The sequence below is a fragment of the Actinosynnema sp. ALI-1.44 genome (assembly GCF_001984155.1).
Lineage (GTDB): Bacteria > Actinomycetota > Actinomycetes > Mycobacteriales > Pseudonocardiaceae > Kibdelosporangium.
The window spans coordinates 26,905-50,170 of sequence record NZ_MTQO01000044.1 but is presented as its reverse complement, the minus strand read 5'-3'; the positions used below and the strand labels follow the sequence as shown (position 1 = coordinate 50,170).

24 protein-coding genes are annotated in these 23,266 nt (G+C 69.0%); 14 read left to right on the top strand and 10 right to left on the bottom strand.

Annotated elements, in window-relative coordinates:
* Window positions 1-23: 23 nt before the first annotated feature.
* The 9 genes from ALI144C_RS18990 to ALI144C_RS18950 all read left to right on the top strand — a co-directional run bounded on the left by ALI144C_RS18990 (window position 24) and on the right by ALI144C_RS18950 (window position 7,875).
* A complete protein-coding gene (locus ALI144C_RS18990) occupies window positions 24-440 on the top strand; it encodes a DUF6292 family protein (RefSeq protein WP_076988463.1) in 417 nt (138 codons plus the stop codon).
* A gap of 277 nt (window positions 441-717) precedes the next feature.
* A complete protein-coding gene (locus ALI144C_RS18985; RefSeq protein WP_083753178.1) occupies window positions 718-1,221 on the top strand; it encodes an ATP-binding protein in 504 nt (167 codons plus the stop codon).
* A 102-nt stretch (window positions 1,222-1,323) separates the two neighbouring features.
* Window positions 1,324-2,175 (top strand): STAS domain-containing protein, encoded by an 852-nt coding sequence (locus ALI144C_RS18980; RefSeq protein ID WP_076988462.1) that lies wholly within the window; start codon window positions 1,324-1,326, stop codon window positions 2,173-2,175.
* Window positions 2,175-2,588, top strand: a complete 414-nt coding sequence (locus tag ALI144C_RS18975; RefSeq protein WP_076988461.1) for an STAS domain-containing protein — start codon at window positions 2,175-2,177, stop codon at window positions 2,586-2,588. The genes ALI144C_RS18980 and ALI144C_RS18975 overlap by 1 nt, the downstream gene beginning before the upstream one ends.
* Complete coding sequence (locus tag ALI144C_RS18970) at window positions 2,585-2,998, top strand: ATP-binding protein (protein ID WP_076988460.1); 414 nt, start codon at window positions 2,585-2,587, stop codon at window positions 2,996-2,998. The genes ALI144C_RS18975 and ALI144C_RS18970 overlap by 4 nt, the downstream gene beginning before the upstream one ends.
* Window positions 2,999-3,002: 4 nt before the next feature.
* Window positions 3,003-4,046, top strand: a complete 1,044-nt coding sequence (locus tag ALI144C_RS18965) for an ATP-binding protein (RefSeq protein WP_076988459.1) — start codon at window positions 3,003-3,005, stop codon at window positions 4,044-4,046.
* A gap of 1 nt (window position 4,047) precedes the next feature.
* Entirely contained in the window at window positions 4,048-5,781 is a 1,734-nt protein-coding gene (locus ALI144C_RS18960; RefSeq protein WP_076988458.1) for an ATP-binding protein, read from the top strand.
* Window positions 5,778-7,352: a fused response regulator/phosphatase gene (locus ALI144C_RS18955; RefSeq protein WP_076988457.1), complete on the top strand. Its 1,575-nt coding sequence runs from the start codon at window positions 5,778-5,780 to the stop codon at window positions 7,350-7,352. Before ALI144C_RS18960 ends, ALI144C_RS18955 begins: the two co-directional genes overlap by 4 nt.
* 163 nt (window positions 7,353-7,515) lie before the next feature.
* Window positions 7,516-7,875, top strand: coding sequence for an STAS domain-containing protein (locus tag ALI144C_RS18950; RefSeq protein WP_076988456.1), 360 nt, complete (start codon window positions 7,516-7,518; stop codon window positions 7,873-7,875).
* Window positions 7,876-7,889: 14 nt separating this feature from the next.
* Here the strand turns inward: ALI144C_RS18950 and ALI144C_RS18945 are convergent, their stop codons facing one another.
* Window positions 7,890-9,770, bottom strand: coding sequence for a Na+/H+ antiporter (locus ALI144C_RS18945; protein WP_076988455.1), 1,881 nt, complete (start codon window positions 9,768-9,770; stop codon window positions 7,890-7,892).
* A 175-nt stretch (window positions 9,771-9,945) separates the two neighbouring features.
* Between ALI144C_RS18945 and ALI144C_RS18940 the strand changes: the two genes are divergently transcribed.
* From ALI144C_RS18940 to ALI144C_RS18925, 4 genes are read left to right on the top strand one after another with little or no spacing between them, the layout of a single operon-like run.
* Window positions 9,946-11,289 carry an MFS transporter gene (locus ALI144C_RS18940; RefSeq protein WP_076988454.1) on the top strand — a complete coding sequence of 448 codons (1,344 nt, stop codon included), beginning with the start codon at window positions 9,946-9,948 and terminating at the stop codon, window positions 11,287-11,289.
* A complete protein-coding gene (locus tag ALI144C_RS18935) occupies window positions 11,286-12,437 on the top strand; it encodes an ROK family transcriptional regulator (RefSeq protein ID WP_076988453.1) in 1,152 nt (383 codons plus the stop codon). Before ALI144C_RS18940 ends, ALI144C_RS18935 begins: the two co-directional genes overlap by 4 nt.
* Window positions 12,434-13,507, top strand: a complete 1,074-nt coding sequence (locus ALI144C_RS18930) for an enolase C-terminal domain-like protein (RefSeq protein WP_076988452.1) — start codon at window positions 12,434-12,436, stop codon at window positions 13,505-13,507. Before ALI144C_RS18935 ends, ALI144C_RS18930 begins: the two co-directional genes overlap by 4 nt.
* Window positions 13,504-14,229: an SDR family NAD(P)-dependent oxidoreductase gene (locus ALI144C_RS18925; protein WP_076988714.1), complete on the top strand. Its 726-nt coding sequence runs from the start codon at window positions 13,504-13,506 to the stop codon at window positions 14,227-14,229. Before ALI144C_RS18930 ends, ALI144C_RS18925 begins: the two co-directional genes overlap by 4 nt.
* Window positions 14,230-14,273: 44 nt before the next feature.
* On the opposite strand, the gene ALI144C_RS18920 is transcribed toward ALI144C_RS18925, so the two are convergent.
* Window positions 14,274-14,480 (bottom strand): hypothetical protein, encoded by a 207-nt coding sequence (locus tag ALI144C_RS18920; protein ID WP_076988451.1) that lies wholly within the window; start codon window positions 14,478-14,480, stop codon window positions 14,274-14,276.
* A 395-nt stretch (window positions 14,481-14,875) separates the two neighbouring features.
* Here ALI144C_RS18920 and ALI144C_RS55560 point away from each other — a divergent pair, with 395 nt between their 5' ends.
* On the top strand, window positions 14,876-15,295 hold the full coding sequence (locus ALI144C_RS55560) for a DUF6292 family protein (RefSeq protein WP_076988450.1): 420 nt from the start codon (window positions 14,876-14,878) through the stop codon (window positions 15,293-15,295).
* A gap of 172 nt (window positions 15,296-15,467) precedes the next feature.
* Here ALI144C_RS55560 and ALI144C_RS18910 read toward each other — a convergent pair whose 3' ends face one another.
* The 8 genes from ALI144C_RS18910 to ALI144C_RS18875 all read right to left on the bottom strand — a co-directional run bounded on the left by ALI144C_RS18910 (window position 15,468) and on the right by ALI144C_RS18875 (window position 23,228).
* Window positions 15,468-15,956: a DUF5994 family protein gene (locus ALI144C_RS18910; protein ID WP_076988449.1), complete on the bottom strand. Its 489-nt coding sequence runs from the start codon at window positions 15,954-15,956 to the stop codon at window positions 15,468-15,470.
* Window positions 15,957-16,117: 161 nt separating this feature from the next.
* The gene (locus tag ALI144C_RS18905; RefSeq protein WP_076988448.1) at window positions 16,118-16,342 is read right to left on the bottom strand and encodes a hypothetical protein; all 225 of its coding nucleotides are present in this window, start codon (window positions 16,340-16,342) and stop codon (window positions 16,118-16,120) included.
* Window positions 16,343-16,391: 49 nt separating this feature from the next.
* Complete coding sequence (locus tag ALI144C_RS55555) at window positions 16,392-16,550, bottom strand: hypothetical protein (RefSeq protein ID WP_168211289.1); 159 nt, start codon at window positions 16,548-16,550, stop codon at window positions 16,392-16,394.
* 253 nt (window positions 16,551-16,803) lie between these two features.
* The gene (locus ALI144C_RS18900) at window positions 16,804-17,847 is read right to left on the bottom strand and encodes a hemolysin family protein (RefSeq protein ID WP_076988447.1); all 1,044 of its coding nucleotides are present in this window, start codon (window positions 17,845-17,847) and stop codon (window positions 16,804-16,806) included.
* Window positions 17,844-19,187 carry a hemolysin family protein gene (locus tag ALI144C_RS18895; RefSeq protein ID WP_076988446.1) on the bottom strand — a complete coding sequence of 448 codons (1,344 nt, stop codon included), beginning with the start codon at window positions 19,185-19,187 and terminating at the stop codon, window positions 17,844-17,846. The genes ALI144C_RS18900 and ALI144C_RS18895 overlap by 4 nt, the downstream gene beginning before the upstream one ends.
* 21 nt (window positions 19,188-19,208) lie before the next feature.
* Window positions 19,209-20,528, bottom strand: coding sequence for an MFS transporter (locus tag ALI144C_RS18890; protein ID WP_076988445.1), 1,320 nt, complete (start codon window positions 20,526-20,528; stop codon window positions 19,209-19,211).
* 327 nt (window positions 20,529-20,855) lie between these two features.
* Window positions 20,856-22,010 (bottom strand): AI-2E family transporter, encoded by a 1,155-nt coding sequence (locus ALI144C_RS18880; RefSeq protein WP_193441205.1) that lies wholly within the window; start codon window positions 22,008-22,010, stop codon window positions 20,856-20,858.
* 117 nt (window positions 22,011-22,127) lie between these two features.
* Entirely contained in the window at window positions 22,128-23,228 is a 1,101-nt protein-coding gene (locus ALI144C_RS18875) for a class II histone deacetylase (protein WP_076988444.1), read from the bottom strand.
* Between the last annotated feature and the right edge of the window lie 38 nt (window positions 23,229-23,266).

Here is a 23,266-nt window from a genome sequence, read left to right as displayed (position 1 = left end):
CGCGGTGATGAACGGAAGGCGACATGACGGACCACTGGCCGGGGCAGGACCGCAACTGGGAGATGTCACTGGGGCTGGCCGGTTACCTGCACGCCGTCGCCGAGGCAGTCGGCGTTCCCGACGAGGGCACGACCTTCGAGATCAGCGACACGGCCACCGCCTACGTCGCGCTGGCCAGGCGGTGGCCCGCCCGGCCGGGACGCGACCTGATGCTCGTGTGGAGCGAACGGACCGGGTGGGCCGTTTCCGTGGAGACCGACCCCGACGAAGCGCCGATCACCATCGCCCGCATCGGCGACGACCCGCTACCCACCCCGGACACCGTGGCGCGGTTCGTCACGCACGCCCTGACCGAACGCCGATTCGGCGCGCGGCCACCCACTGTCATCAAGACGAGCCGAGCGCGCCTCACTTGGGCGTTGTCGCGTTATATCGCCTGATGAGCAGGCGCATGTCCTACCGGCACGGAGGCGTCGAACAGCCTGCCGAGAACGGATCCCTGTACACAGTGGACGAGTTGGCTGGCCCCCTGCCCCGTCGGGTGTGATCACCCTGGGTCGGCTGATCGGCTCCACTCGTTCGGGCGCTCGCGGGCGCGACGGCTGGCCGGTGCGATTCAGGTGAGGTCCGGGAGTTGCTCGCGCGAATGCCGGGTACACCTTCGGCAGGTCGGGTGCGCATGGAAGGTGCCGGTGCGCGGAGAGGGCGAGTGACTTGATGCGCGACGAGATCGACAGTGCCACTTCGGGTGCCCGGCTTCCTTGGAGCGACTGGGCGCGGACGTTACCCGACGTCGTCGGCGCGGCGATGGCCGAAGTCGACTCGACCGCTCCCGCTGTCTTCCTCACCCCGCCCGCGTCGGCCCAGCAGTTGCCGACCGTACGTACCGCGCTGCGTCGCTGGTCACGAGCTGTCCAGCTCGAGTCGCGGCTGGCCGACGACATGGTGCTGGCAGTCGACGAGGCCATGGCGAACGCGGTCGAACACGCGTACCAGGTGTCGGCCGCAGGATCGGACACGGTGACTGTGTTCGCTGGCCGAGCGGGATCGAGGGTTTACGTCGTGGTCGCCGACGAGGGGACGTGGCGTCCGCCACCGGCGGACGCCGGGCTGCGGGGTCGCGGGGTGGCCATGATGCGGGTACTGGCCGACCACTTCGAGCTGCGTCACACCGAGAACGGGACGACAGTGCTGTTGGGTTGGGACGTGCGGCGGCAGTGAAGTGGACGCGGGCAACGGCCATTCGGGTGGCGGCTAAGTGGTTCCGATCGCAACCATTAAGCTACCGCGAGGTTTGACAGAGGTAGTGGCGAGGAGGCACGGGTGACGAACCCGACACAAGGCGATCAGCTGGCGGACTTGTTGCGCGGCGACGCCGACGAGCTCATCCGCCGGTGGGTCGGTCTGGCGGCGTCGTCGCTGCGTGGCCGGATGACCGAGGCCGAGCTGGACCGCGAGCTGCGCGAGTTCTTCGCGGTCCTGGTCGACGCGCTGAGCACCGGCAGCCGGGACATCAAGGACGACGCGTACGCCGACGCGCGAGTCCTGCTGGAAGAGCTGTCCCGGACCCGCGCGAGGCTGGGTTTCTCGCCGTCGGAGACCGCAGTCGGCGTCTTCGCGCTCAAGCGCGCGGTGTTCGAGCTGATCGAGCGGCGCGGCAACGACGGCTTCCGTGAGGTCATCGCCCTGTCGTCGTTGCTCGACGACTTGGGGCTGTGGACGTTCGAGTTCTACTCCCGCACGAGGGAAGAAATCATCACCGAGCAGTCCGAGCAACTGCTCGAACTGACGACCCCGGTGGTCAAGCTGTGGGACGGCGTGCTCGCGGTGCCGCTGGTGGGCACCTTGGACTCCGCGCGCACCCAGGTCGTGATGGAGAAGCTGCTGGAAGCGCTGGTCGAGTCCGGCGCGGAGCAGGCGATCATCGACATCACCGGCGTGCTCGCGGTGGACACCCAGGTGGCCCAGCACCTGCTCAAAACGGTCATGGCTGCCCGGTTGATGGGCGCGGAGTGCACCATCTCCGGCATCCGGCCGCAGATCGCGCAGACCATCGTGGGGCTGGGCATCGAGTTCGGTGACATCACCACGAAGGCGTCTCTGGCCGACGCGTTGTTGCACGCGTTGCGACGAGCCGGTGTCGACGTCGTGCGGCGCAGAAACCAGGCTGTCTGATGGAGCGCGTACCGATTCTCAAGATCGGGGACGTCCTGCTGGTGTCGATCCAGGTCGACCTCGAGGACCAGTCGGTGGTGGCGTTGCAGGAGGACCTGGCCGAGCGGATCAGCTCGACCGGTGCGCACGGCGTGGTCATCGACATCTCGGCGGTCGAGATCGTCGACTCGTTCATCGGCCGGATGTTCGCCACCATCGCGTCGATCTCGCGGCTGTTCGACGCCGACACGGTCGTGGTCGGGATGCGCCCCGCGGTCGCGATCACGCTCGTCGAGCTGGGGCTGACGCTCGGCGAGGTCCGCACCGCGCTCGACCTGGAGAAGGGCCTCGCCGTTCTGCGGCGGCTCGGCGCCGACCGGGAAGTGCGGATCGAGGTCGACGAAGACGACGAACCCGTCCAGGCTTTCTCGTGACGTCACCGGCCGGAGAGCGCAAGGAACTACCGATCCGGCGTGACGACGACGTCGTGCGTGTCCGGCAGCTCGTGCGGTCCTACGCCCAGCAGGCCAAGTTGTCGTTGGTCGACCAGACGAAACTGGTCACCGCTACGAGCGAACTGGCCCGCAACACCCTCACCTACGGCGGTGGTGGCGTCGCGGACGTCGAGATTGTCGCCGACACGCGCAGGCGAGGCGTGCGGGCGAGTTTCATCGACGAGGGGCCGGGTATCGCCGATGTCGAGCTGGCGTTCACCGACGGCTGGACGAGCGGCAAAGGACTGGGTCTCGGCCTCAGCGGTGCTCGCCGCCTGGTGGACGAGTTCAACCTGACCACGGAAGTCGGCCGGGGCACCACGGTGACCGTGACGAAGTGGGGCCGGTGAGTAGATGGACGCGGTGAGCCAAGCCGCCCTCTGCCGGGCAGCGACCCAGGACGTGGCGTGGATCCGGGTCGAGGAGACGTCGTCGGTCGGCGCCGCCAGACGAGTCGCGGGCGTGTTGGCCGACAAGCTGGGCTGCTCGCCGACACGGGTCGCCGAGATCGAGGTCGCGGTCACCGAACTGGGCACCAACCTGGTCAAACACGCCACCGAGGGCGTCATGGTGGTGCGCTCGGTCCGCACCGTCGACGAAGCGGTGGTGGAGGTCGTCGCGGTCGATCGCGGCCCTGGCATCGGTGACATGGACAAGGTGTTCCGCGACGGTCACTCCACGAGCGGGACGCTCGGCATCGGGCTGGGCGCCGTGTTGCGGCTGGCCGATTCGCACGAGGTGTACTCCGAACTGTCCGCCGGGACCGTGCTCGCCGTGCGTTTCCACCCGCGTCGCACGCGCATCGACACCACTGGTGACGTCTCCGCCGGTGTGACACGGCCGATCAACGGTGAGGAGATCTGCGGCGACTCCTATGCCGTACGCCGTGTCGACGGCCGCACGTTGCTGATGCTCTGCGATGGCGCCGGGCATGGGCCGCTGGCAGCATCGGCGTCGCAGCTCGCGGTGAGGGTGTTCTGCGAATCCGAGTCGAGCGATTCGGAAGTCCTCGTCGGGCAGATCCACCGTGCGCTCGCGGGTACCCGAGGAGGCGCGGTCGCGGTGGCGCAGCTGGACGAGGGAGCCGGCCAGGTCCGGTTCACCGGGATCGGCAACATCTCCGGCGCCGTGGTGGCCGCGGGGCAGAAACGCGGCATGGTCTGCCTGCCGGGGATCGCCGGGCACCAGGCCCGCAAAATCCGGTCGTTCGACTACCCCGTGCCCGCCGACGCGGCGGTCGTCATGCACTCCGACGGACTGACCGAGCGGTGGACGGCACAGGGCAGGGAACGCCTGTTCGCCGGCCGTCCGCTGCCTATCGCGATGACGCTGCTGCGCGACGCGGGCACACGGAGGGACGACGCCTCGGTGCTGGTCGCGAAACTGCCCGGCGGCTGACATGTCGATCGAGAACCTGCTCAAGGTGAGCGTGCGCAGCGAGTCGGACGTGTTCCTGCTGCGTCAACGGGGCAGGGAAGTCGCTCGGGTGATCGGCATGGAGACCCAGGACCAGACCCGGGTCGCCACCGCGTTGAGCGACTTGGCGCGTGACGTCCTCGACGGTGAGAACTGGGTGTCGGTGTCGTTCGACGTGATCACCCGGCCGTCCCCGGTGCTGCGGATCCAGTTCGCCTGGCACGGCGGTCGTGACGTCCCCCGTGGACAGGTCGGTTGGGCGTCGGCGACTCGTCTGATGACCGAGGTGAAAGCCGAGCACACTGAGGCGGATCGGGTCATCGTGCTGGTGAAGCGCCTGCCGTCGGCGGTCAGGGTGCCCAGCCGTTCCACGCTCGCGCTGGCGCGCACCACACTCGCCGAATCGACCCCGTCCAGCGCGCTGGACGAGCTGCGCGCGCAGAACGAGGAACTCCTCTCGGCGCTGGAAAGCCTTGAGGCCAAGCAGAACGAACTCGTCCGGCTCAACGAGGAGCTCGAGGAGACCAACCACGGCGTGATGGCCCTGTACGGCGAGATCACCGAGGAGCTGGAGGAGACCAACCGAGGTGTGGTCGCCCTGTACGCCGAACTGGACGACAAGAGCAGGCAGCTCAAGGACGCCATCGAGGCGCGAACGCGGTTCTGGGCCAACGTCAGTCACGAGCTGCGGACCCCGATCAACTCGGTGATCGGGCTCGCCCGTCTCCTGCTGGACCCGGCCGCCGACCCGTTGACGCCGGAGCAGCGCCAGCAGACCAGGATGGTCAGTGATTCGGGCGAGACCCTGCTTGCCCTGGTCAACGAGCTGCTGGACTCGGCGAAGGCGGAATCCGGCAGACTGCGCCCACAGCTGGGAACCGTGGACGTCCGCGCGGTGTTCGCGCAGCTGCGCGGCACGCTCAGGCCGATCGTGCCCGCCGGTGACGTCGAACTCGTGATCGAGGACCCACCCGCGGACTCGGTACTGGTCACCGACGAGACCATGCTCATCCGCATCCTGCGCAACCTCTTGTCCAACGGCGTGAAGTTCACCCAGCACGGTGAAGTGCGACTCGCCGCGCACGTCGGCGAGGACGGGCAGTGGGAGTTCCGCGTGACCGACACCGGGATCGGCATCCCGCCCGAGGAACACAAGCTCGTGTTCGAGGAGTTCCACCAGGTTCCCAACCCGATGCAGACCAGGGTCAGCGGTACGGGTCTCGGGCTGCCCTACGCGCGGAGACTCGCCGAACTGCTCGGCGGCGACCTGCGGCTGCACAGCGCACCGGGCGAGGGCACCGAAGTCGTGCTCGTGCTGCCGGTCCACGACAAACCCGCGCACCTGGGCCGAGTGCTGCTGGTCGACGACGACGACGCGTTCCGCGCGGTGTTCCGGCGCATGATCGCCGACGTGGCGACCGATGTCCGTGAGGTGACGGATGGCGAGACGGCGTTGCTCGTCGCGGCGTCGGACCCGCCGGACGTGATCTTCCTCGACCTGACCATGCCCAAGCTCAACGGGTACGACTGCCTCGCCGCGATGCGCCCCGACCCCGTGCTTGGCCGTGTCCCGGTCATCGTGGTGACCTCGCTCGACTCCGAGGAAATCGACCACGCCGCGCTGGGCACGGGTGTTGCGTTGCTGCACAAATCACGGCTGTCCGTCGACGCTGTCCTCGACGGTCTGCGACATGCCCGGGGACGAGGAGGAGCATGAGCGGACTGGAGTTCGTGCACGAGCCTGCCGTGCCCGCACGCATCCTGGTGGTCGACGACAGCGAGGCCAGCCGTTACATCACCGCCAGGTGGCTGCGCCGCAGCGGTCACGAGGTGACGGAGGTCGACACCGGCGCGCGTGCCCTGTCGGTCCTGCGCCACCAGCCGTTCGACCTCGTCCTGCTCGACGTGCGGCTGCCGGACATCAGCGGCTTCGAGGTCTGCGGGCGGATCAAGGCGGACCCGGCCACGGCCGCGCTGCCGGTCATCCACATCTCCGCGACGTTCGTCGAGCCCGACGACCGCGCACACGGGCTCACTCAGGGCGCCGACGGCTACCTGACCGAGCCGGTCGACCCGAACGTGTTGCTGGCCACCGTCGAATCGGCGTTGCGCTACTACCGGGCCCGCGTCGCGGCCGAGCGGCTGGCCCACCGGCTCAACCAGTTGACCGAGGCCAGCCTGACCATCTACCAGGCTCAGAGCTTCCCGATGCTGATCAAGGCGGTCGCAGGCGGCGCGTCGACGATGTTCGACAGCGCGGCCACGGTCCTGATCGCCGCGTCGGAACGGGAGATACGCCGAGCGGTCATCACCGAGCCCGGCCAGCCGGTCGCCATCCGGACCGAGCCGGCCGCGCTGCTCGACCACCTCGCCGCCGCGCGCCTCGGCAACCGGGTGGGCTCGTCGATCACCACCATGACGCGGTCCGAGGACTGGCCCGACGACATGACCGTGATCATGACGCGGACCAAACCCGACAACCCGCCCATCTGCGTCGCGGTGCCGACGACAGCCGTCGCCTCCAAGGAAGATCGCAACCTGCTGCTGCAACTCGGCCAGGCCAGCGCCCTCGCCGCGGACGGCCTGCGGGCGTACACAGAGGAACACAGCCTGGCGCTCACCCTGCAACGCAGCCTGCTGCCCGGGGATGTCCCGCACCACCCGCGGTTGCCGGTCGCGGTCCGCTACCTGCCCGCCTCGATGACCGCGGAGATCGGCGGCGACTTCTACGAGGTCACGAACCTCGACGGAAAGCTGCTGGTCGCGATCGGCGACGTCAACGGGCACTCGATCGAAGCGGCGGCGATCATGGGGGAGGTGCGCCACGCCCTGCGCGCCTACGCGATCGAAGGCCACGGACCCGCCGAGATCATCGAACGGCTCGACGCGATGCTGCGCCGTTTCCACCCCGCCGGTTACACGACGTTGTGCCTGCTGCTGGTCGACCCGGTGGCGCGAACGGTGACGATGGCCAACGCCGGTCACATCCCGCCGATGCTGATCGACCAGGACGGAGCGCGGTACGTCGAATCCCACGGGCCGCTGCTCGGGATCGGGGTCGACCGGCCTGCCGCCGTCGAGATGTCCTTGCCCGCGGGCACCACCGTGATGCTGATGACCGACGGGCTCGTCGAACGCCGAGGCGTGCCACTGGGTGACGACATGGAGCGACTGCGCGCGTCGATGACCCACGACGAGGACATCGAGGCTCTCTGCGACAGGTTGCTGCACACGTACGGCCGGAACAAGGAGGACGACATCGCTCTGCTCGTGTTTCGCGTTGTGTGATTCGCCGAACCGCCGTACGGTTGGCGTGGGCAGTGATTCTGGCCGGTACTGTTGAGTCGACAGCTGTACCGAGCTTCCCGCTTCTGCGGACTTTGTGTGATCTGGGCCGGTGTTGCCCTGGGCGCATGACCTTCGTGGTCGCATCCCGTGTGAGGAGCACCCGATGAGCACCGATTCCGCACTGGTTTCCGTGTCCACCAGCCACACCGAGGACATCACGGTGGTGCACGTGGCAGGGGAGCTGGACATGTCGTCGATCGAGGCTCTCGACGCGGCCGTGGGCGCGGAGCTGGCCGCGCGGCCCCGTGGTGTGGTGATCGACATGCGCGAGGTCCGGTTCTGCGGGTCCTCCGGGTTGCGTGTGCTGCTCCAGACGCGGGAGCAGGCCAACTCGCGCCAGATGGGGCTCCGAGTGGTGGCCACCAGCCCGGCGGTGTTGCACGTGCTGGAGATCAGCGGGTTGGCCGCGTTGTTCGAACTGCGTGACTCCGTGCCCACCGCTGTGGCGGAGCTGGCAGCCTGACCGGTGGGGACGGGTCAGCCGAGCTGGTGATCCACGAAGCACCACCGCCACGACTCTCCCGGTTCGAAGCTGCGCATCACCGGGTGGCGCGAGTCGTGGAAGTGCTGTGTGGCGTGCTTGCGCGGTGAGGAGTCACAGCAGGCGACGTTGCCGCACTTGAGGCACAAGCGCAGGTGCACCCACGTCGAGCCCTCGTCGACACACGCCTGGCACACGTCGCCCGAGCTGGCCTCCGGTTCCTTCCACTCGTGCTTGAGGTGCTTGCACGACCCGGATGTGGCGGCGGGAGTGCTGAGTTCGCGCGCCTCGGAGCTGTCGATCTCCTCGTCGCGGTCGAGCATCGACTCCTCCATGTCCAGGCGTGCGAGCACCCGCCGGAGGACGTCGTCGTCGGCGGTGCTGTTGTCGCGTGCTTTGAGGAACTCCTCGCGTTCGGCGTCCAGCAGTCGCAGGCGCAGCCTGCGGTAGGCGTCGCTGGGGGTTTCGGCGAGCGTGCCCTGCCTGCCCAGTTGCTCCCACGCGGAGTCGGAGCGTTCCTGTAGGCGGTCACGCAGCCGTTGGATGACCTCCGGTGGGTCGTCGTCGGTCCGCACCTCCTCGAGTTTCGCCAGCGCCACCCGGGTCATGTCGTTGAGCACGGCCGCCTCTTGCAGCGCGTCCTCGGCTGGGTCGGGCCGGGGCAGCCGCAGCCGCCGGATCAGCAAGGGCAGTGTCGTGCCGTGCAGTGCGAGAGTGCCCGCCACCACGACGAACGCCGCCAGGACCAGCACGGAACGCTGGGGAGTTTCGGGAGGCAGGACGAAAGCGGCGGCGAGCGTGACCACGCCGCGCATCCCCGCCCACGCGATCACGGCGGAGTAGCGCCATGGCCACACCTTCGTCCGGCGGTCGATGTGGAGGATGTGCGCCACGCGCTTCATCGTGCCGATTCCGACCAGCCACACGCCGCGCGTGCCGATCGTCGCGGCCAGCACGGCGGCACAGATCCCGGTGAGCTCCCAGAACGACAGCCCGGTCTGGGCGACCTCGGCGATGATCCGCCGCAACTGCAGGCCGATCAGCAGGAAGACGATGTTCTCCAGCAGGAACTGCACTGTGTGCCAGTTGAGGCGGCTGGCGAGGCGCGCTGATCCGGACTGCACGCGCGGCGCCGTGTGGCCGAGGATCAACCCGGCCACCACCACCGCCAGGACACCCGACCCGTGCGCGGCCTCGGCCAGGATGTAGGCCGCGAACGGCACGGTGAACGACAGGGCGGTGTCGATGACCGGTTCGTCGAACTTGTTGCGTACGAACGAGACGACGGTTCCGATGACGAACCCGGCGAGCACCCCGACCACGGCGGCCTGCAGGAAGTCCAGCCCCACCTGCCACAGGCTGATCGACCCGGCGATCGCGGCGATGGCAGTGCGCAACGCGACCAGCGCGGCGGCGTCGTTGAACAGGCTCTCGCCTTCCAACAGCCGCACGAGCTTGCGCGGCATCCCCACACGCCGTGCGACGGCGCTCGCGGCCACGGCGTCCGGCGGGGCGACCACGGCACCGAGCGCGATCCCGGCCGCCAACGGCAGCCCCGGGATGACGGCCCACGCCACCACGCCGACACCGAACGCCGTGAACACGACCAACCCCACCGAGAGGAGCATGATCGGCCCGCGCAGCTTGCGGAACGCGACCAGCGACGTCTGCACCGAGGCCGAGTACAGCAGCGGCGGCAGCAGACCGACGAGCACCACCTCGGGGTCGAGATCGTAGTCCGGGATGCCCGGAATGTACGATGCCGCGACGCCTACCACGACCAGGCACAGAGGCGCCGACCAGTCGAGTCGCCGGGCGACCGTCATCACGATGAGAACGGTGACGACCAGCCCCACCAGTTCCGCTGCTATCTCCACAGCTGGATCATCGTTCACTCGTCGCGCGGCGGCAGCGCGTGCCCCCTGCGCGGCACGGCAATCGCCGATGACAGGCGAGAATTTGCCGCGCCCGTTGTGAGAGGGGCACGCGTGAGTAATTTGGTGTTCGTCGCACATAAAAGCGTTCACTCGGGACACGAGGAAGGGATCGCCGATGGCGCAGGTGGCCGTGGACCACTCGCTCTCACCGGGGCGGGTGAGGTTCGTCCGCACCTGGACCAGCAGGCTCGTCGCGTTCGGCGAGTTCATCGACGGCTACGACCTGCTGGTCATCGGTGCCGCGATGTTGTTCCTCAAGCCGTCCTTCCACCTCACCGCGGTCCAGGTGGGGCTGGTCACCGCGGCGGCGTTCGTGGGGACCGCCATCGGCCTGCTGGTCTTCGGCGATCTGTCCGACCGGTTCGGCCGCCGGGTGATCTTCATGTTCAACCTGGCGTTCTTCGTGGTGGCGTCGATCGCGGCGGCGTTCGTCCAGGACGTGTGGCAGCTGGTGGCTGCCCGGTTCGTCCTCGGTGTCGCGGTGGGCATGGACATCCCGACGTCGCACGCGTTCCTCGCCGAGATCTCGCCAAGGACCCGCCGGGGCCGTGTCGCGGGCAGCCTGCCCAACTTGATGTGGCTGAGCGGTGCCATCGTCTCCGTGCTGCTCGCCCTCGCGCTCAAGCCGGTGTTCGGCGACGAGGCGTGGCGGTGGCTGTTCGGCCTGGCCGCACTGCCCGCCGCCGCCGTCCTGGTGGCCAGGCAGTTCCTCCCGGAATCGCCGCGCTGGCTGCGCGCGCAGGGGCGTGTGGAGGAGGCGCAGAAGGTCTACGACGCGCTCGGCCTCGAACCGCCGAAGCAGGAGATCGTCGAGAAACGGGACTACAGGGCACTGCTGTCGGGCGGGTCCTGGCGGCGGTTGCTGGTGGTGACGGCGTTCTTCGCGTTGCAGGCCTTCGGCGGCGCGGTGGCCACCGTCGCGGGGCCGTTGATCATCAACAGCATCGGCATCGGCGTGTCCAACACGCTGTACTTCTCGCTGCTGGGGTTCGTGATGGGGCTGATCGCCGTGTCGATCGGCGCGTTGATCATCGACCGGGTCAACCGCCGCTGGCTTGGCGTGTGGACGTGCCTCGGCGTGTTCGCCGCCGGGGTGGGGATCGCGTTGACGGGCAAGGAGTCCGGTGTCGCTCTGGTGATCTTCTGGGCGGTGTACGCCACGCTGACGTGGCTCGGCCCGGGTGTGCTGTCCTGGGTGTGGAGCATCGAGGCGTTCCCGACCGCGTTGCGCGGCATAGGTTCCGGCATCGCCCAGTGCGCGACCCGGCTGGCGATCGCGCTCAACGTGTTCCTCGTGCCCACGCTGGCGCAAGATCACGGCATCGTGGTCATCGCGTGGTACGCCAGTGTGTTCGTGGTGTGCGCGGTGATCGTGGCGGCGTCGCCGTTCCTGGCCACCACCGGTGTAGAACTCGAGGAAGCCAACAGCGTCGAGTCCGGAAAGCCCGCGAAAGCATGACAGCATCGAACAGCTCCCGCCTCAGCGGAACCCAGCCACGCCAGGCCCGGCAGACCAACACGGCCACCGTGCTGTACCTGCTGGCCCAAAGCGGCCCGTTGGCACGTGGTGACATCGCCGAAGCCCTGTCGCTCAACCACGGCAGCGTCAGCCGGATCGTCGAGCCGCTGCTGGCCGCCGGGCTGGTCAGGGAGCTCACCGGCCAGTACAGCCGGATCGGCAGGCCGCGGGTGCCGGTGGAGCTCGACCCGTCCAGCCGGTACGCGGTCGGCGTGCACCTCGGCGTGGCGCGCACCACGGTCGGGCTGACCGACCTGGCCGGTCACTGCCTCACCGCGTACGCCGAGGAGCGCGACCCGTCCGACGTCACCACGACCTTGCGGCGGGCCGGGGAGATGGCAGCCGAGACGGCGTCCTTCGCCACCAGCCCGGTGCTGGGGATCGGGGTGGCCGCGGGAGGCGAGGTGGACCACGTGACCGGACGGATCGTGCGCAACGACGCGCTCGGTTGGGCCGGTGTCGACGTCGCCGACCGCCTGCGCGAGCAGACGGGTTTCGACGTCGTCGTGGACAGCAACGTGCGTGCCCAACTGGGCGCCGAACTGGCCTTCGGGTCCGGGCTGCGTGCCCAGAGCGTGCTGTACCTGTTCATCGGCAACGTCGCGGAGATGGGGTTTGTCAGCCGCCCCGCGGTGACGGACCCGCACGGCATCGTCCAGGGCAGCATCGGACGTCTCGTGGTTCCGGATCTGACCGGCGGCCACGCCCCCTTCGGCGAGTGCGGGACAGATCTGGCGCTGCTCGCCGCGGCGCGGTCCGCCGGTCTCGCGGCAACCTCGCTGACCGGCCTGATCCGGCTCGCCGACCACCACGAGGACCCGACCGCGATCGAGCTGTTGCAAGCCCGCAGCACCCAGGTCGCGCGGGTGGTCGACACGCTGCACGATCTGATGCGGCCGGACATGATCATCATCGGCGGCAGCGGTGCGCCGTCGGACCGGTGGCTGGATGTGGTGCGTGATCGCGTCGAGGCCACGCCCCCGCATGCGCTCGTCCGGCCAAGACCGGCAGGCAACGCGTTGATCACCGCGGCCGCCGGGATCGTCGTGCGCAGCTTCTTCAGCACAGGGCAGTTGGGGGCGTCGTGACGCCGACAGCGACGCTGCACCGCCTGCGGCTCAACAGGAGGTCGGAGTGGCTGGTCGTCGAACTCACCGGCGGCGATGGGCTGGCGGGCTACGGCGAATGCTCGGACGCCTGTGACGCGGAAACCGCCGCGACGCTCCTGGGCCGCCTGGTCGCCGGTGGCGTGCCCAGTCCCGACCAAGCCTGGCGCTGGGCGGTCGCTGCCGGTGGTGATCTGCCGTCACGCACCATCGCCAGCGGTCTGGCCGCGGCATGGGAGGACCTGAACGCGAGACGCGCGGGCCAGTCACTGTCGACGTGGCTGGGCGGCGGCGCGGTGCCGGACGTTCCGACGTACGCCAACATCAACCGCGGCACCACCGTGCGCACCTCGGACGGGTTCGCCACCCACGCGCGGTCTGCGGTGGCCGCTGGTTATCGCGCGGTGAAACTCGCCCCGTTCGACGGACTCGAAGGCAGCGATCGCGCTGAGCAAGGCCTGGTTCGCGTGCAGGCGGTGCGCGCGGCGGTCGGCGCCGATGTGGGCGTCATGGTCGACGTGCACCACGTGCTGCGCCGCGATGAACTGCTGCGGATCGCGCCGGAGCTGCGTGACCTGGCACCGACCTGGGTGGAGGACGTCGCCCCGCTCGACGAGGTCGGGGACCTGCTGGCGATCAAATCCGCGCTCGACTGCCCGCTGGCGGGCGGTGAGCACATCGGCGACCTCGCCGACGTGCGGGCCGCGGTCGTCGCGGGCGCGCTCGACGTGGTGATGCCCGATGTGAAGCACGCGGGCGGCGCGCGACGCACCCTCGACCTGGCCAGAAGGGTGTGGGACATGGGCTGCGCGGTGGCGCTGCACAACCCGACCGGGCCGGTGGCCACCGCGACCAGCGGACAGGTGCTCGGCGCGCTGGGCACGGGGGTGCTGGAGATCATGGTCGGTGAGGCCGGCGACCGCGAGGGCAGTGTCGTCCCCAGGGAGTCCGTGCATGGCGGATATTGGCGTGCGCCCGGGGCGACCGGGATCGGTCTGACACTGGCTGGCGCGGCGTGGGATTCCGAACTCGGGACAAGGACGTGGTCGTGAGCGGTGTGGTGGTGCTCGGTGGCGCGGGAGGCATCGGCTCAGCGGTGGTGCGTGCGCTGCGGGAACAGGGGCGCCGGGTCGCCGTGGTGGACACCGCGGCGCCGTCCGACCCGGCCGACAGTCCGATGTGGATCACCGGCGACGCGACCGACCCGGCCGTGGTCGGTGCCGCGTTCGACCGGCTGGCCGGCGAAGGGCCCGTGACCGGACTGGTGCACTGCCTGCTGAGCGAGCACCGGGCGGCACTGGCCGAGCAGAGTCCGGACGCGGTGCGCAAGGTGCTGGACGTCGGCGCGGTGTCCGCTGTGGAACCATTGCAGCAACTGCTTGCTCGAGCCGATGGACGCCCCTGCGCCGCCGTGCTGGTCAGCTCGGTGCATGCGGCATTCGCGTGGGCGGGGCAGGCGCCGTACGCGATGGCCAAGGCCGCACTGGAGGCGCTAGGACGCGCTGCCGCGGTGGAACTCGGCCCGCGCAGGTTGCGGTGCAACGTGGTGCGGCCTGGTTTCGTCGCGGTTCCGCGTAACGCGCATCGTTGGCAGAATGCCGAAAGGCGTGACGCGCTGATCGACGCCCAGCCGCTCGGCAGGCTGGCCCAGCCGGACGAGATCGCCGCGATGATCACGTTCCTGCTCAGCGAGCAGGCCGGGTTCGTGTCCGGCGCGACGATCACAGTGGACGGTGCGCAGACCGTCGTACTGCCCGAACCGAAGAACTCCTGAGCGACGTGAGCGTGAACACCCTCTGGGGATCCAAGCGGCTGCGCTCAGTCGAGCGTTCCCACGTGCGATGCCTGGACGAGCGGTCCCTGGGTGTCCAGTCCGAGCATCGCGATCAGCGTCGCCCGGTCCTTCGAGTCCGTGGCATGGTCGTCGACGGTGCGGATTGCCATGGCCTGTTGGATCTCTTCCTTGTGCGCCTGGGCAGCGCGTACTTCGGACAGGCGTTTGCGGTCGTACTGCGAAGTGGTCATCGTGACGCCGACGATACGGCATCGAGGGCGGGACACGCCCGACTGCGGATGATCGAATCCGCAGGACGGACAATGTGCGGTACAGTCGGCGGCGTCACGGTGCTCTCCACCCGGTGTTGGGACCGGCGGGCCTCGGACATCCGGCCGGACGTGTGGGCCGGTGGCAGGAGCGCAGGCATGACGACGTCGGCCCGCTCGCAGGCACTACCCACCCCGTCGGCCGCATCAGCCGCCGAGCAGTCGCGGTTTCCGTCCCTTGCGGGCGAAACCGTTGGTGCGAAACGGATGAATAGTCGATCGGCTCGGCACACGTGCCCAAGACACCTGTCGATGGGGTTGTCCACGCGCGGTGATGACGTGGGCAATCCCATTCGCGGTGATGAACGGACGGCAACATGACGGACCTCTGGCCAGTCGAAGACCGCACCTGGGAGATGTCCTTGGGACTCGCGGGTTACCTGCGCGCGGTAGCCGTGGCGGTCGGCGTCCCCGATGAGGGCACCACCTTCGAGATCAGTGACACGGCGACCGCATATCTCGCACTGGCCCGCCGCTGGCCCGCCCGGCCGGGCCGGGATCTGATGCTTGTGTGGAGCGAACGGGCAGGGTGGGCTGTGTCGGTGGAAACCGATCCGGACGAGGCGCCGATCACCATCGCACGCCTCGGCGATGACCCGCTGCCCCGGCCCGAAACCGTGGCGCGGTTCGTCGCCGACGCCATCGACCACCGCCTTGCCGGAGCCCGGTCGTCGACCGCTTCCGCCCCGTCGAACCGTGCGTTCCTGGCCAGGGGACTGGCACGCTACATCACCTGACCCCAACGTGCCGGTCATCGTGGTGTGGCGCGCTGTTCGCCGGGTGCGGACACAACCTCGGTCGTGGCCACCGGCTTTGGTGACGTTGCAGTAGCGGACGCCGATGCGGTCGTGACTGTGCCAGGGATGTGGGCACGCGGAGCAGGGCATTTCGTCCTTGTGGACTGATCTGTCATCGGCGACACGCGGTGTCCGACTGGCCGTCAAGCACGACCCCGTTGCTGAAAAGGATGTCCGTGGCCGTGGCGACCGTGTCCGAACTGGACGCCGAGTGCAGTGCGGCACGGGCCGCGCCGCCAGGTGTGCTCGATGGGACGACCACCAAGCAGAGTTCCCTGAGATCCTGGCCGACGAGCACGACGGTGTTGGCCGCCACGGTGTGCGGGGCTTCCAGCCGCACCAGCCAGCCCTCCACGGTCATTGTCGGCTCGGTGGGCTGCCAGTCGCCGGGCCGGTAGGCCAGACGGCGGACCGGGCCGACCCACGAGCTCAACGCCATGATCAGTGCGGGGAACTCTGCCGCGGGGGCGGTCGACCACGGCCACCAGGCCCCGTCCACACCGCTGCGAGCGGCGGTGATCGGTTTTATCTTCAACCGCAGTTCACGTTCCGCGCGCCGCGGGGCCGGGTACTGGTCGATGGTGGGCAGGTCCGAGTTCATCTCGGCGCTCCGGCCTCTGGCCGAGTCTCGTCGGCCGGGTCATGGTGATCCCAAGGCGGCCCGACTCGAATGCCGTGCTCGACGTGCCCTCGGTGTACCGACTGTACGCCTGCGACTCCCGTGCACCTTTTGGGTGATCCTGCCGGTGGCTCGAGCGGGAGTCAGCGGTTGGACGAGGGGAACTGGCCGCCGCGGCTGCCCAACGCGATGAGATTGGTGTACTGGTCCTGCCAAGACCGTTCGGTCGCCAGCAGGTCGGCCAGTCGCTGCACCCACGCCACGTCGAACGGCGGCTTTCCGGCGAGGTGCTGCCTGGTCTCCTCGCGGGCCTTGAGCCACTCGGCCAGGGTGGGAGCCAGGACGGGACCGGCGGAATCCTCCGACATGCACACGACGGTACAGTGTCGCCGCCGCTCGGAGCGGAAACCGCTGTGTTCAGCGGCCCCTTCGCGGCTGGGCGATCACGTGCGCCGTGGTCTCGTCGAACGGATCGCGGAACAGGCCTTCCCGCGAGAGGCGGTGGTCGGCGCCGACCACGACGGTGCCCGTCTCGTGGGGCTCGTAGGTGTAGGGGTGGCTGAACAGTCCCTGCACGGGGGCAGGTCCTGACGTGGTCGAGGTAGTGATAGGTGTCCCTTCAGGACGAATGAGGATCTGCCGTGACCACCGTCACAACCGTTTCGCTCAAGCGCGGAAGCGGCATAAGGGACGGGCTGGCAGAATCGATCGCGCGATGCGCGACCATGACGACCGCTGGTAGCGGCGCAACGGTCGGAACTATACCAGGTGTGACGTGTTGGTGCCGGACATCAGTGCGGTGATCGCCCCGGCCGTGCCACGAAGGCCGCTACGGACTCACCGGATCGGTCTCGTCGTCGAACTCGTCGATGAGTTCCTCCAGCACGTCCTCCATCGTCGCGATACCGAGGTACGCGCCCGTGCCGTCGACAACGAGGGCGAGTTGGGCGCGGGCCTGGCGCATAGTGGTGACGGTGGTGGCGATGGGTTGGTCGACCGGGAGTCGCAAGGGGACGGTCATCAGGTCGTGTGCGGTGGTGTCACGCCCGGCTGCGGTGGCGCGGACGGCTTCGCGGATGTGGACCAGGCCGACGACGTCGTCCTTGGCGTCGAGCACGGGGAAGCGGGAACGCCCGCAGGAGCGGCTGCGGTCCTCGATGTCGGCCGCGGTGGCGCTGTCGGGTACGGTGACCGTCTGGTCGCGGGGGATCATCACCTTGCCCAGCGTCGTGTTCTGCAGGGCGAGCATCCTGGTCAGCAGGCGTTGCTGCCCTTGCGGCAGGGTGCCGTGCCTGCCGGATTCGTGCACGAGGATCTTGAGGTCCTCCGCGAGGTAGATCTTGTCGGCGGTGTCCTTCGGGTCCACTCCGACCAGTCGGAGCAGCCAGTTGGTGAAGCCGTTGAGGACAGACAGCACCCAGCGGACCATCGTGGTGAACCATCGGAACGGCAGGGCGAGCAGCAGCGCGGAGCGTTCGGGGTGCACCAGCGCCCAGGACTTCGGCGCCATCTCGCCGATGACCATGTGCAGGAACACGACCAGCACCAGGCTGATCACGAACGCGATGGCGTAGCTGAGTTGGCTCGGCATGCCGGTGGCGTGCAGCAGCGGGTCGATCAGGTGCGCCACGGCCGGTTCGGCCAGCGCGCCGAGACCGAGCGTGCAGAGGGTGATGCCGAGTTGCGCACCGGCGAGCATCAGCGACAGCTCGTCGATGCCTTTGACGGCCGCGCGTGCGGCGCGGCTCCCGGATGCCGCGGCCTCTTCGAGGCGGTAGCGCTTCGCCGCGGTGAGGGCGAACTCCGCCGCGACGAAGAACGCGTTGCCGACCAGCAGCAGCACGGAGATGATCAGGGCCCACGCCGGGTTCATCGGTTCTGCTCCTCGGTCGTGACCCGCACGGTCTGCGGCACGTGCCGGGACACGTCCAGCACGTCCAGACGCGCGGTCAGCGGCGGTGGCGGGTCGTCCTCGATCGACTCCTGTGCGAGCTCGACGGTGACCTGGTCGCCCGCGCGGGGAATGCGGCCGAGTCGTTGCAGGATCAAGCCCGAGACCGTCTCGTAGGCGTCGTCCTCGGGCAGTTGGATGCCGGTCTGGTCGGCCAGCTCGTCGATCCGCAGCCGGGCGGGCACGACCCAGACGCCCTCGGTCTGCCGCTCCGGCGTGGTCTCGGCCAGGTCGTCCTCGTCGAGGATGTCGCCGACCAGTTCCTCGGCGAGGTCCTCCAGGGTGATCACGCCCGCGAAGCCGCCGAACTCGTCGAGGACGCAGGCGAGCTGGCGGCGTTCGGTGCGCAGGCGTTCCAGCACGGCCGGGAGGGGCAGCGACTCGGGGACGAGCACCGGCGGGGAGACCACGGTCGCGGCCGGTGTGCTCGTGCGTCGGTCGATCGGCACGGTCAGCACCTCGGCGAGCCCCACGACGCCTTTCAGGTCGTCGACGCCGTCGCCGAGAACGGGGAAGCGGGATCGGCCGGTGTCCAGGCGTTCGACCACGGCCGACACGGGGTCGGTCGCGTTGAGCGTGTGGACGTCGACGCGCGGGGTCATGGCCTGCCCCGCGGTGAGCCCCCGGAAGTCCAGACCGCGGTCGAGCAGCAGTGACAGCTCGGGGTCCAGGTGCCCGCCCGCTTCGGAGTCGTCGATGATCCGCTGCAGGTCATCGGCGGTCGCGCCCTGCGGGAGCTCCTCGACGGGTTCGATGCTGACCGCCCGCAGCAGCCGGTTCGCGGTGGCGTCGAAGAACCTGATCACCGGCCCGGCGACCTTGAGGTACACCAGGGTCGACCGGCTCAGCGCCTTGGCCAGCGCCTCCGGCTTGGCGATCGCCAGGTTCTTGGGGAACAGCTCGCCGAAGACCATCTGCACGATCGTGGCGATCAGCAGCGCCACCGCCACGGAGATCGACAGTGAGACGGCCGCGGGCACCCCGGCAAGACCGATGAGCTCCGCGAGGCCGGACCCGAGCAGCGGTTCGGCGACGTACCCGGCGAGCAGCGCGGTGACGGTGATGCCGAACTGCGCGCCGGACAGCATGAACGACAGGCGTTCGGTGACGCGGTAGGCGCGTGCGGCGGTTGTGTCGCCTTCGTCGGCTTTGGCACGCAGTCTGCCGCGGTCCACGGCGAGGTAGGCGAACTCCTGGGCGACGAAGTACCCCGTCGCGGCGGTCAGCGCGAGGATCGTCAACAGGCCGTAAAGGATCGACACGAGGCGTCAGCGTATACAGGGCTATCCGTGGTTCGCGGGCCAACGCGGGTGAATGCGGTCGATGACGTAGGCGTGTTCGTGGCGCCAGCCTTGCTGGTGGGGGATGGCATCGTGCAGGTGCGGGTGCTCGTCGTCCAGGTCGTCGTGGACGTGCTCAAGCGTTTCGCGGTCGTCCGCGGGCCACGCCCGTCGCGCCTGGAGTACGCCGCCGAGCGTGATCGCGCCGAGGATCAACATGGTCACCGGCATTCCCGCGACCGATCCGAGAGACCCCGCCACCAGGTACGTGATCAGCCAGCCCGCGTGGGAGATCGCGAACTGCGCGGCGAAGAGGGTGGGCAGATCGGCGGGGCCTGCCGAACGCCGGATCAGCCGCCCGACCGGCGTCAGCGCCAGCGAATAGCCGAAGCCCAACAGCAGCCACGACACGAGGACCATGAGCCAGCCCAGCGACAGCAGCGCCGCGGTGAGCACGAGCATTCCTGCCAACGCGCCGCACGCGGTGAGCATGACCTTGCGGTCGGGTACGTTCGCCAGCAACCGGGGCAGCGTCAGGGCGGCGGCCATGGACCCCAACCCGAAGACGCCGAACGTGATCGCCACCGCGATGTCTGCCCGGCCGAACACGTCACGGACCAGCACCACTGTGTTGACCAGGACCATGGAACCCGCTGCCGCCGCGGCGAGGTTCAGCCAGAGCAGCGCCCGCAGGCGTGGCGTGGCGAGATAGATCCGGATGCCTCGGGTGGCGCCGCCGTGTCTCTCGATTGCTTGCGGCTTGGGCAGAACAACCGTGAGTACGAGGAATGCCGACGCCGCGAAACCCACGGAGGTCCCGGTGAACAGCCAGTGGTAGTCGACCAGCGTCAGCAACGCCGCTGCGAGAACGGGGCTGATGAGGCTTTCCAGGTCGTAGGTCAGGCGGGACAACGACAGAGCCCGTGTGTAGTCCTCCTCCTGGGGCAGCAGCGTCGGGATCGTGGCCTGGTAGGTGGGAGTGAAAGCTGCTGACGCGGCCTGTAGCACCAGAATCAGCACGTACACCTGCCACACCTCGGTGACGAACGGCAGCATGAGCGCGACTCCGCAGCGGAGCACGTCCATGCCCACGAGGAACTCGCGTCGTGGCAGCCGGTCCGCCAACGCTGTCACGAGGGGCGCGACCAGTACGTACGCCACCATCTTCAGCGCGAGAGCGGCACCGAGCACGAACCCGGCGTCCGCTCCTGCGAGGTCGTACGCCAGCAGGCCCAGCGCGATTGTGGCCAGTCCCGTTCCCAGCAACGCGACCAGTTGCGCCAGGAACAGGTGGCGGTAGCCCCGGTTGGCCAGAACATCCATCTGATTACCCCCTGTAACGGTTGCGGCGCCACTATACGTGCTCAAGTACGCACGCGACGACGTTGCAACAGCACCACGTGGGCAGTTGCCAGCAGGTCGCTCTGGCCTTGGTGAGGCGATTAGTCGTGGTCAGGTAGGCCGGTGACGTGGTGCGGGGCCGCAGCGAGCGCTTCGGTGAGCAGTCGCCGGACGTGTCCGCCGCGAGCCCGGTAGGGCGCCCGACGGTCATCACGATGGGTAGTCACCAGTCCCGTCAGCCGGAGCTTGGTCAGGTGCTGCGAGACCGCCGGGCGCGCGACACTCACTGCGGCTGCGCAGCCGACAGCATCAAGCCCGGTCGAGGCGCGGGTACAGCACCTCTTCCGCCAGCAGGAGAAGCGCCGCCGCGATCGGGATCGCGACCAACGCGCCGACGACGCCGAGCAGTGCGCCGCCGAGCAGGACGGCGACGACCGTCACGATCCCGGGCACTTTCACCGCGGAGCCGATGATGCGCGGGACGAGCAGGTAGTCCTCCACGAACCGGTAGACCAGCACGAAACCGACCGTGGCGATGCCGACCGGCACCGACACGGTGAACGAGACCGCGCCGACCAGGGTCCCGGCGACGATCCACCCCAGGACGGGGATCAGGTCGAGCACGGCGACGGTGATCGCCAGCAGCACGGCGTAGGGCACGCCGAAGATCAGCAGCCAGACCAGTGTCAGCACACCGGCGATCACCGAGATCACCACGTTGCCCAGCACGTACCCGCCGACCTTCGCGGAGATCTCGTCGCCGATCAGGATCGCGCGTGGCCGCCGTGAGTGCGGGACCAGCCGGTAGAGCGCGGCCCGGACACGCGGCAGGTCGGCGACGAAGTAGACCGTGAGCACGATGAGGATCAGCAGGTCGGTGACCGCGCCGAAGACCACGACGCCCGCGTCCAGCAGGCCGCCGCCGCCCCCGATGGCGTCCAGGATGCCCTGCTGGATGTGGAACTTCTCGTTGAGCCAGCCGATCCACGAGTTGCCGTCCTGGGCCTGGCGCAGGTATTCCGGCGCGTTCGCGACCAGTTGCCCGGCCTGGTCGACCAGGACCGGGATCGCCGCGGCGAGGAACCCGCCCACTGCGGCCAGCGCCGCCACGAACACCGCGGTCACCGCGAGCCAGCGGGGAAAGCGGTGGTTCACCAGCCACGACACCACTGGCTCGAGCCCGATGGCGATGAACAACGCCAGTCCGATGAGGATCAGGATCTCACCGAGCCCGGCGATCACCATGACCAGGCCGTAGGTCACCGCCACGCCCGCGGCGGCGGCCATCCCGATCAGGAAGGGTGACCGCCGGTCGAACCGCCTGCCGGTGGGGCCAAGCGGTTTGCCCGGTTCGCTGATCCGCGCGGCGGTGGCCTCGGCTTCGGCCACCGGCCCCTCCCGCTGGTCGTCGTGGGGCCGGCCGATCAGGTCGTGATGGCCTTGCCTGGCTTGGTCCTCCGCCATCTAGCGGCTGCCGCTTCTGCGACCCATGACTCATCCCTCCCGGTGTCGACACGACCAGATACCCCGGGCGCCAGACGGGGAAACTCGCGGCGATTTCATCCACAGTGGAACGCGGGATCAGTGGATGTCGCCGACGAGCTTCGCCGCGGCCAGGATGGCGCTCTTCTGGTGCGGTTGGAGATCCTGCTGGCCCAGGGTGTCGAACCGGAACGGATCCGGGAAGGGTGTCTCGACACGGGCGAGCGCCTCGATCACGGCGTGCGTGCAGAACGGCGCGTACGCCTCGTCGTAGCCGCCTTCGTGGGAGCACACGATCCGCCCGCCGCTCAACTCGTCCGCCGCCTCGACGAGCATGGTGGCGATCTGACGGAAACCCGTGGGAGTGAGCATCATGCGGCCCAAGGGATCGAGGGCGCTCCCGTCGAACCCGGCGGCGACCATGATCAGGTCGGGGTGGAACCGGCGCAGCGCCGGGAGCACGACCTGCCGCATGGCTTCCAAGTACCCGCCGTTGCCGGTGCCGGGCGGCAGCGGCAGGTTCAGCGTGTAGCCGAAGCCCTTGCCGCCGCCGCGTTCGGTGTGGAACCCGGAGTTCTTCGGGAACGCCTGGTCCTGGTGGAGTGACAGGGCCAGCACCGCGGGGTCTTCCCAGAACACCGTCTGGGTGCCGTTGCCGTGGTGCACGTCGAAGTCGACGACCGCGATGCGCCCGACACCGTGCGACCGCCGGATGGCCCGCACCGCGACGGCGATGTTGGCCAGCATGCAGAACCCCATGCCGGAATTGGGCACCGCGTGGTGGCCCGGCGGGCGAACCAGTGCGTACGCGTTGTCCACGTACCGGTCCATCACGGCTTTCACGGCGTCGATCACACCGCCGAGCGCGAGCCGTGCGATGTCGAAGGACCCCCGACCGAACGGGGTGCCGCCGTCGCCGCCGTCCCCGCCCGTGTCGTTGGCCTTGGTCAGCCGCTGGAGGTGCTCGGGCGTGTGCACGAGCAAGATTTCCTCGTCGGTGGCCGGGCGCGGGGCGAGACGGGTCAGCCGGTTGATCAGACCGCTGGCCACGACCAAGGCGTGCGCCCGGCGTTTGGGATCGGCGTTCTCGAAGTGCCGGAAAGGTTGCAGCCCCTTGCGCGGGTCGGCGGGCAGGAGGCTCGCATGTGTTCCGGTGTCGTGCCACTCGTACATCTCGTGGTACACGTAACCAGTAGCCATACGCCGATCCTGGGTCACGCAACGGTTGTGCTGCTAGG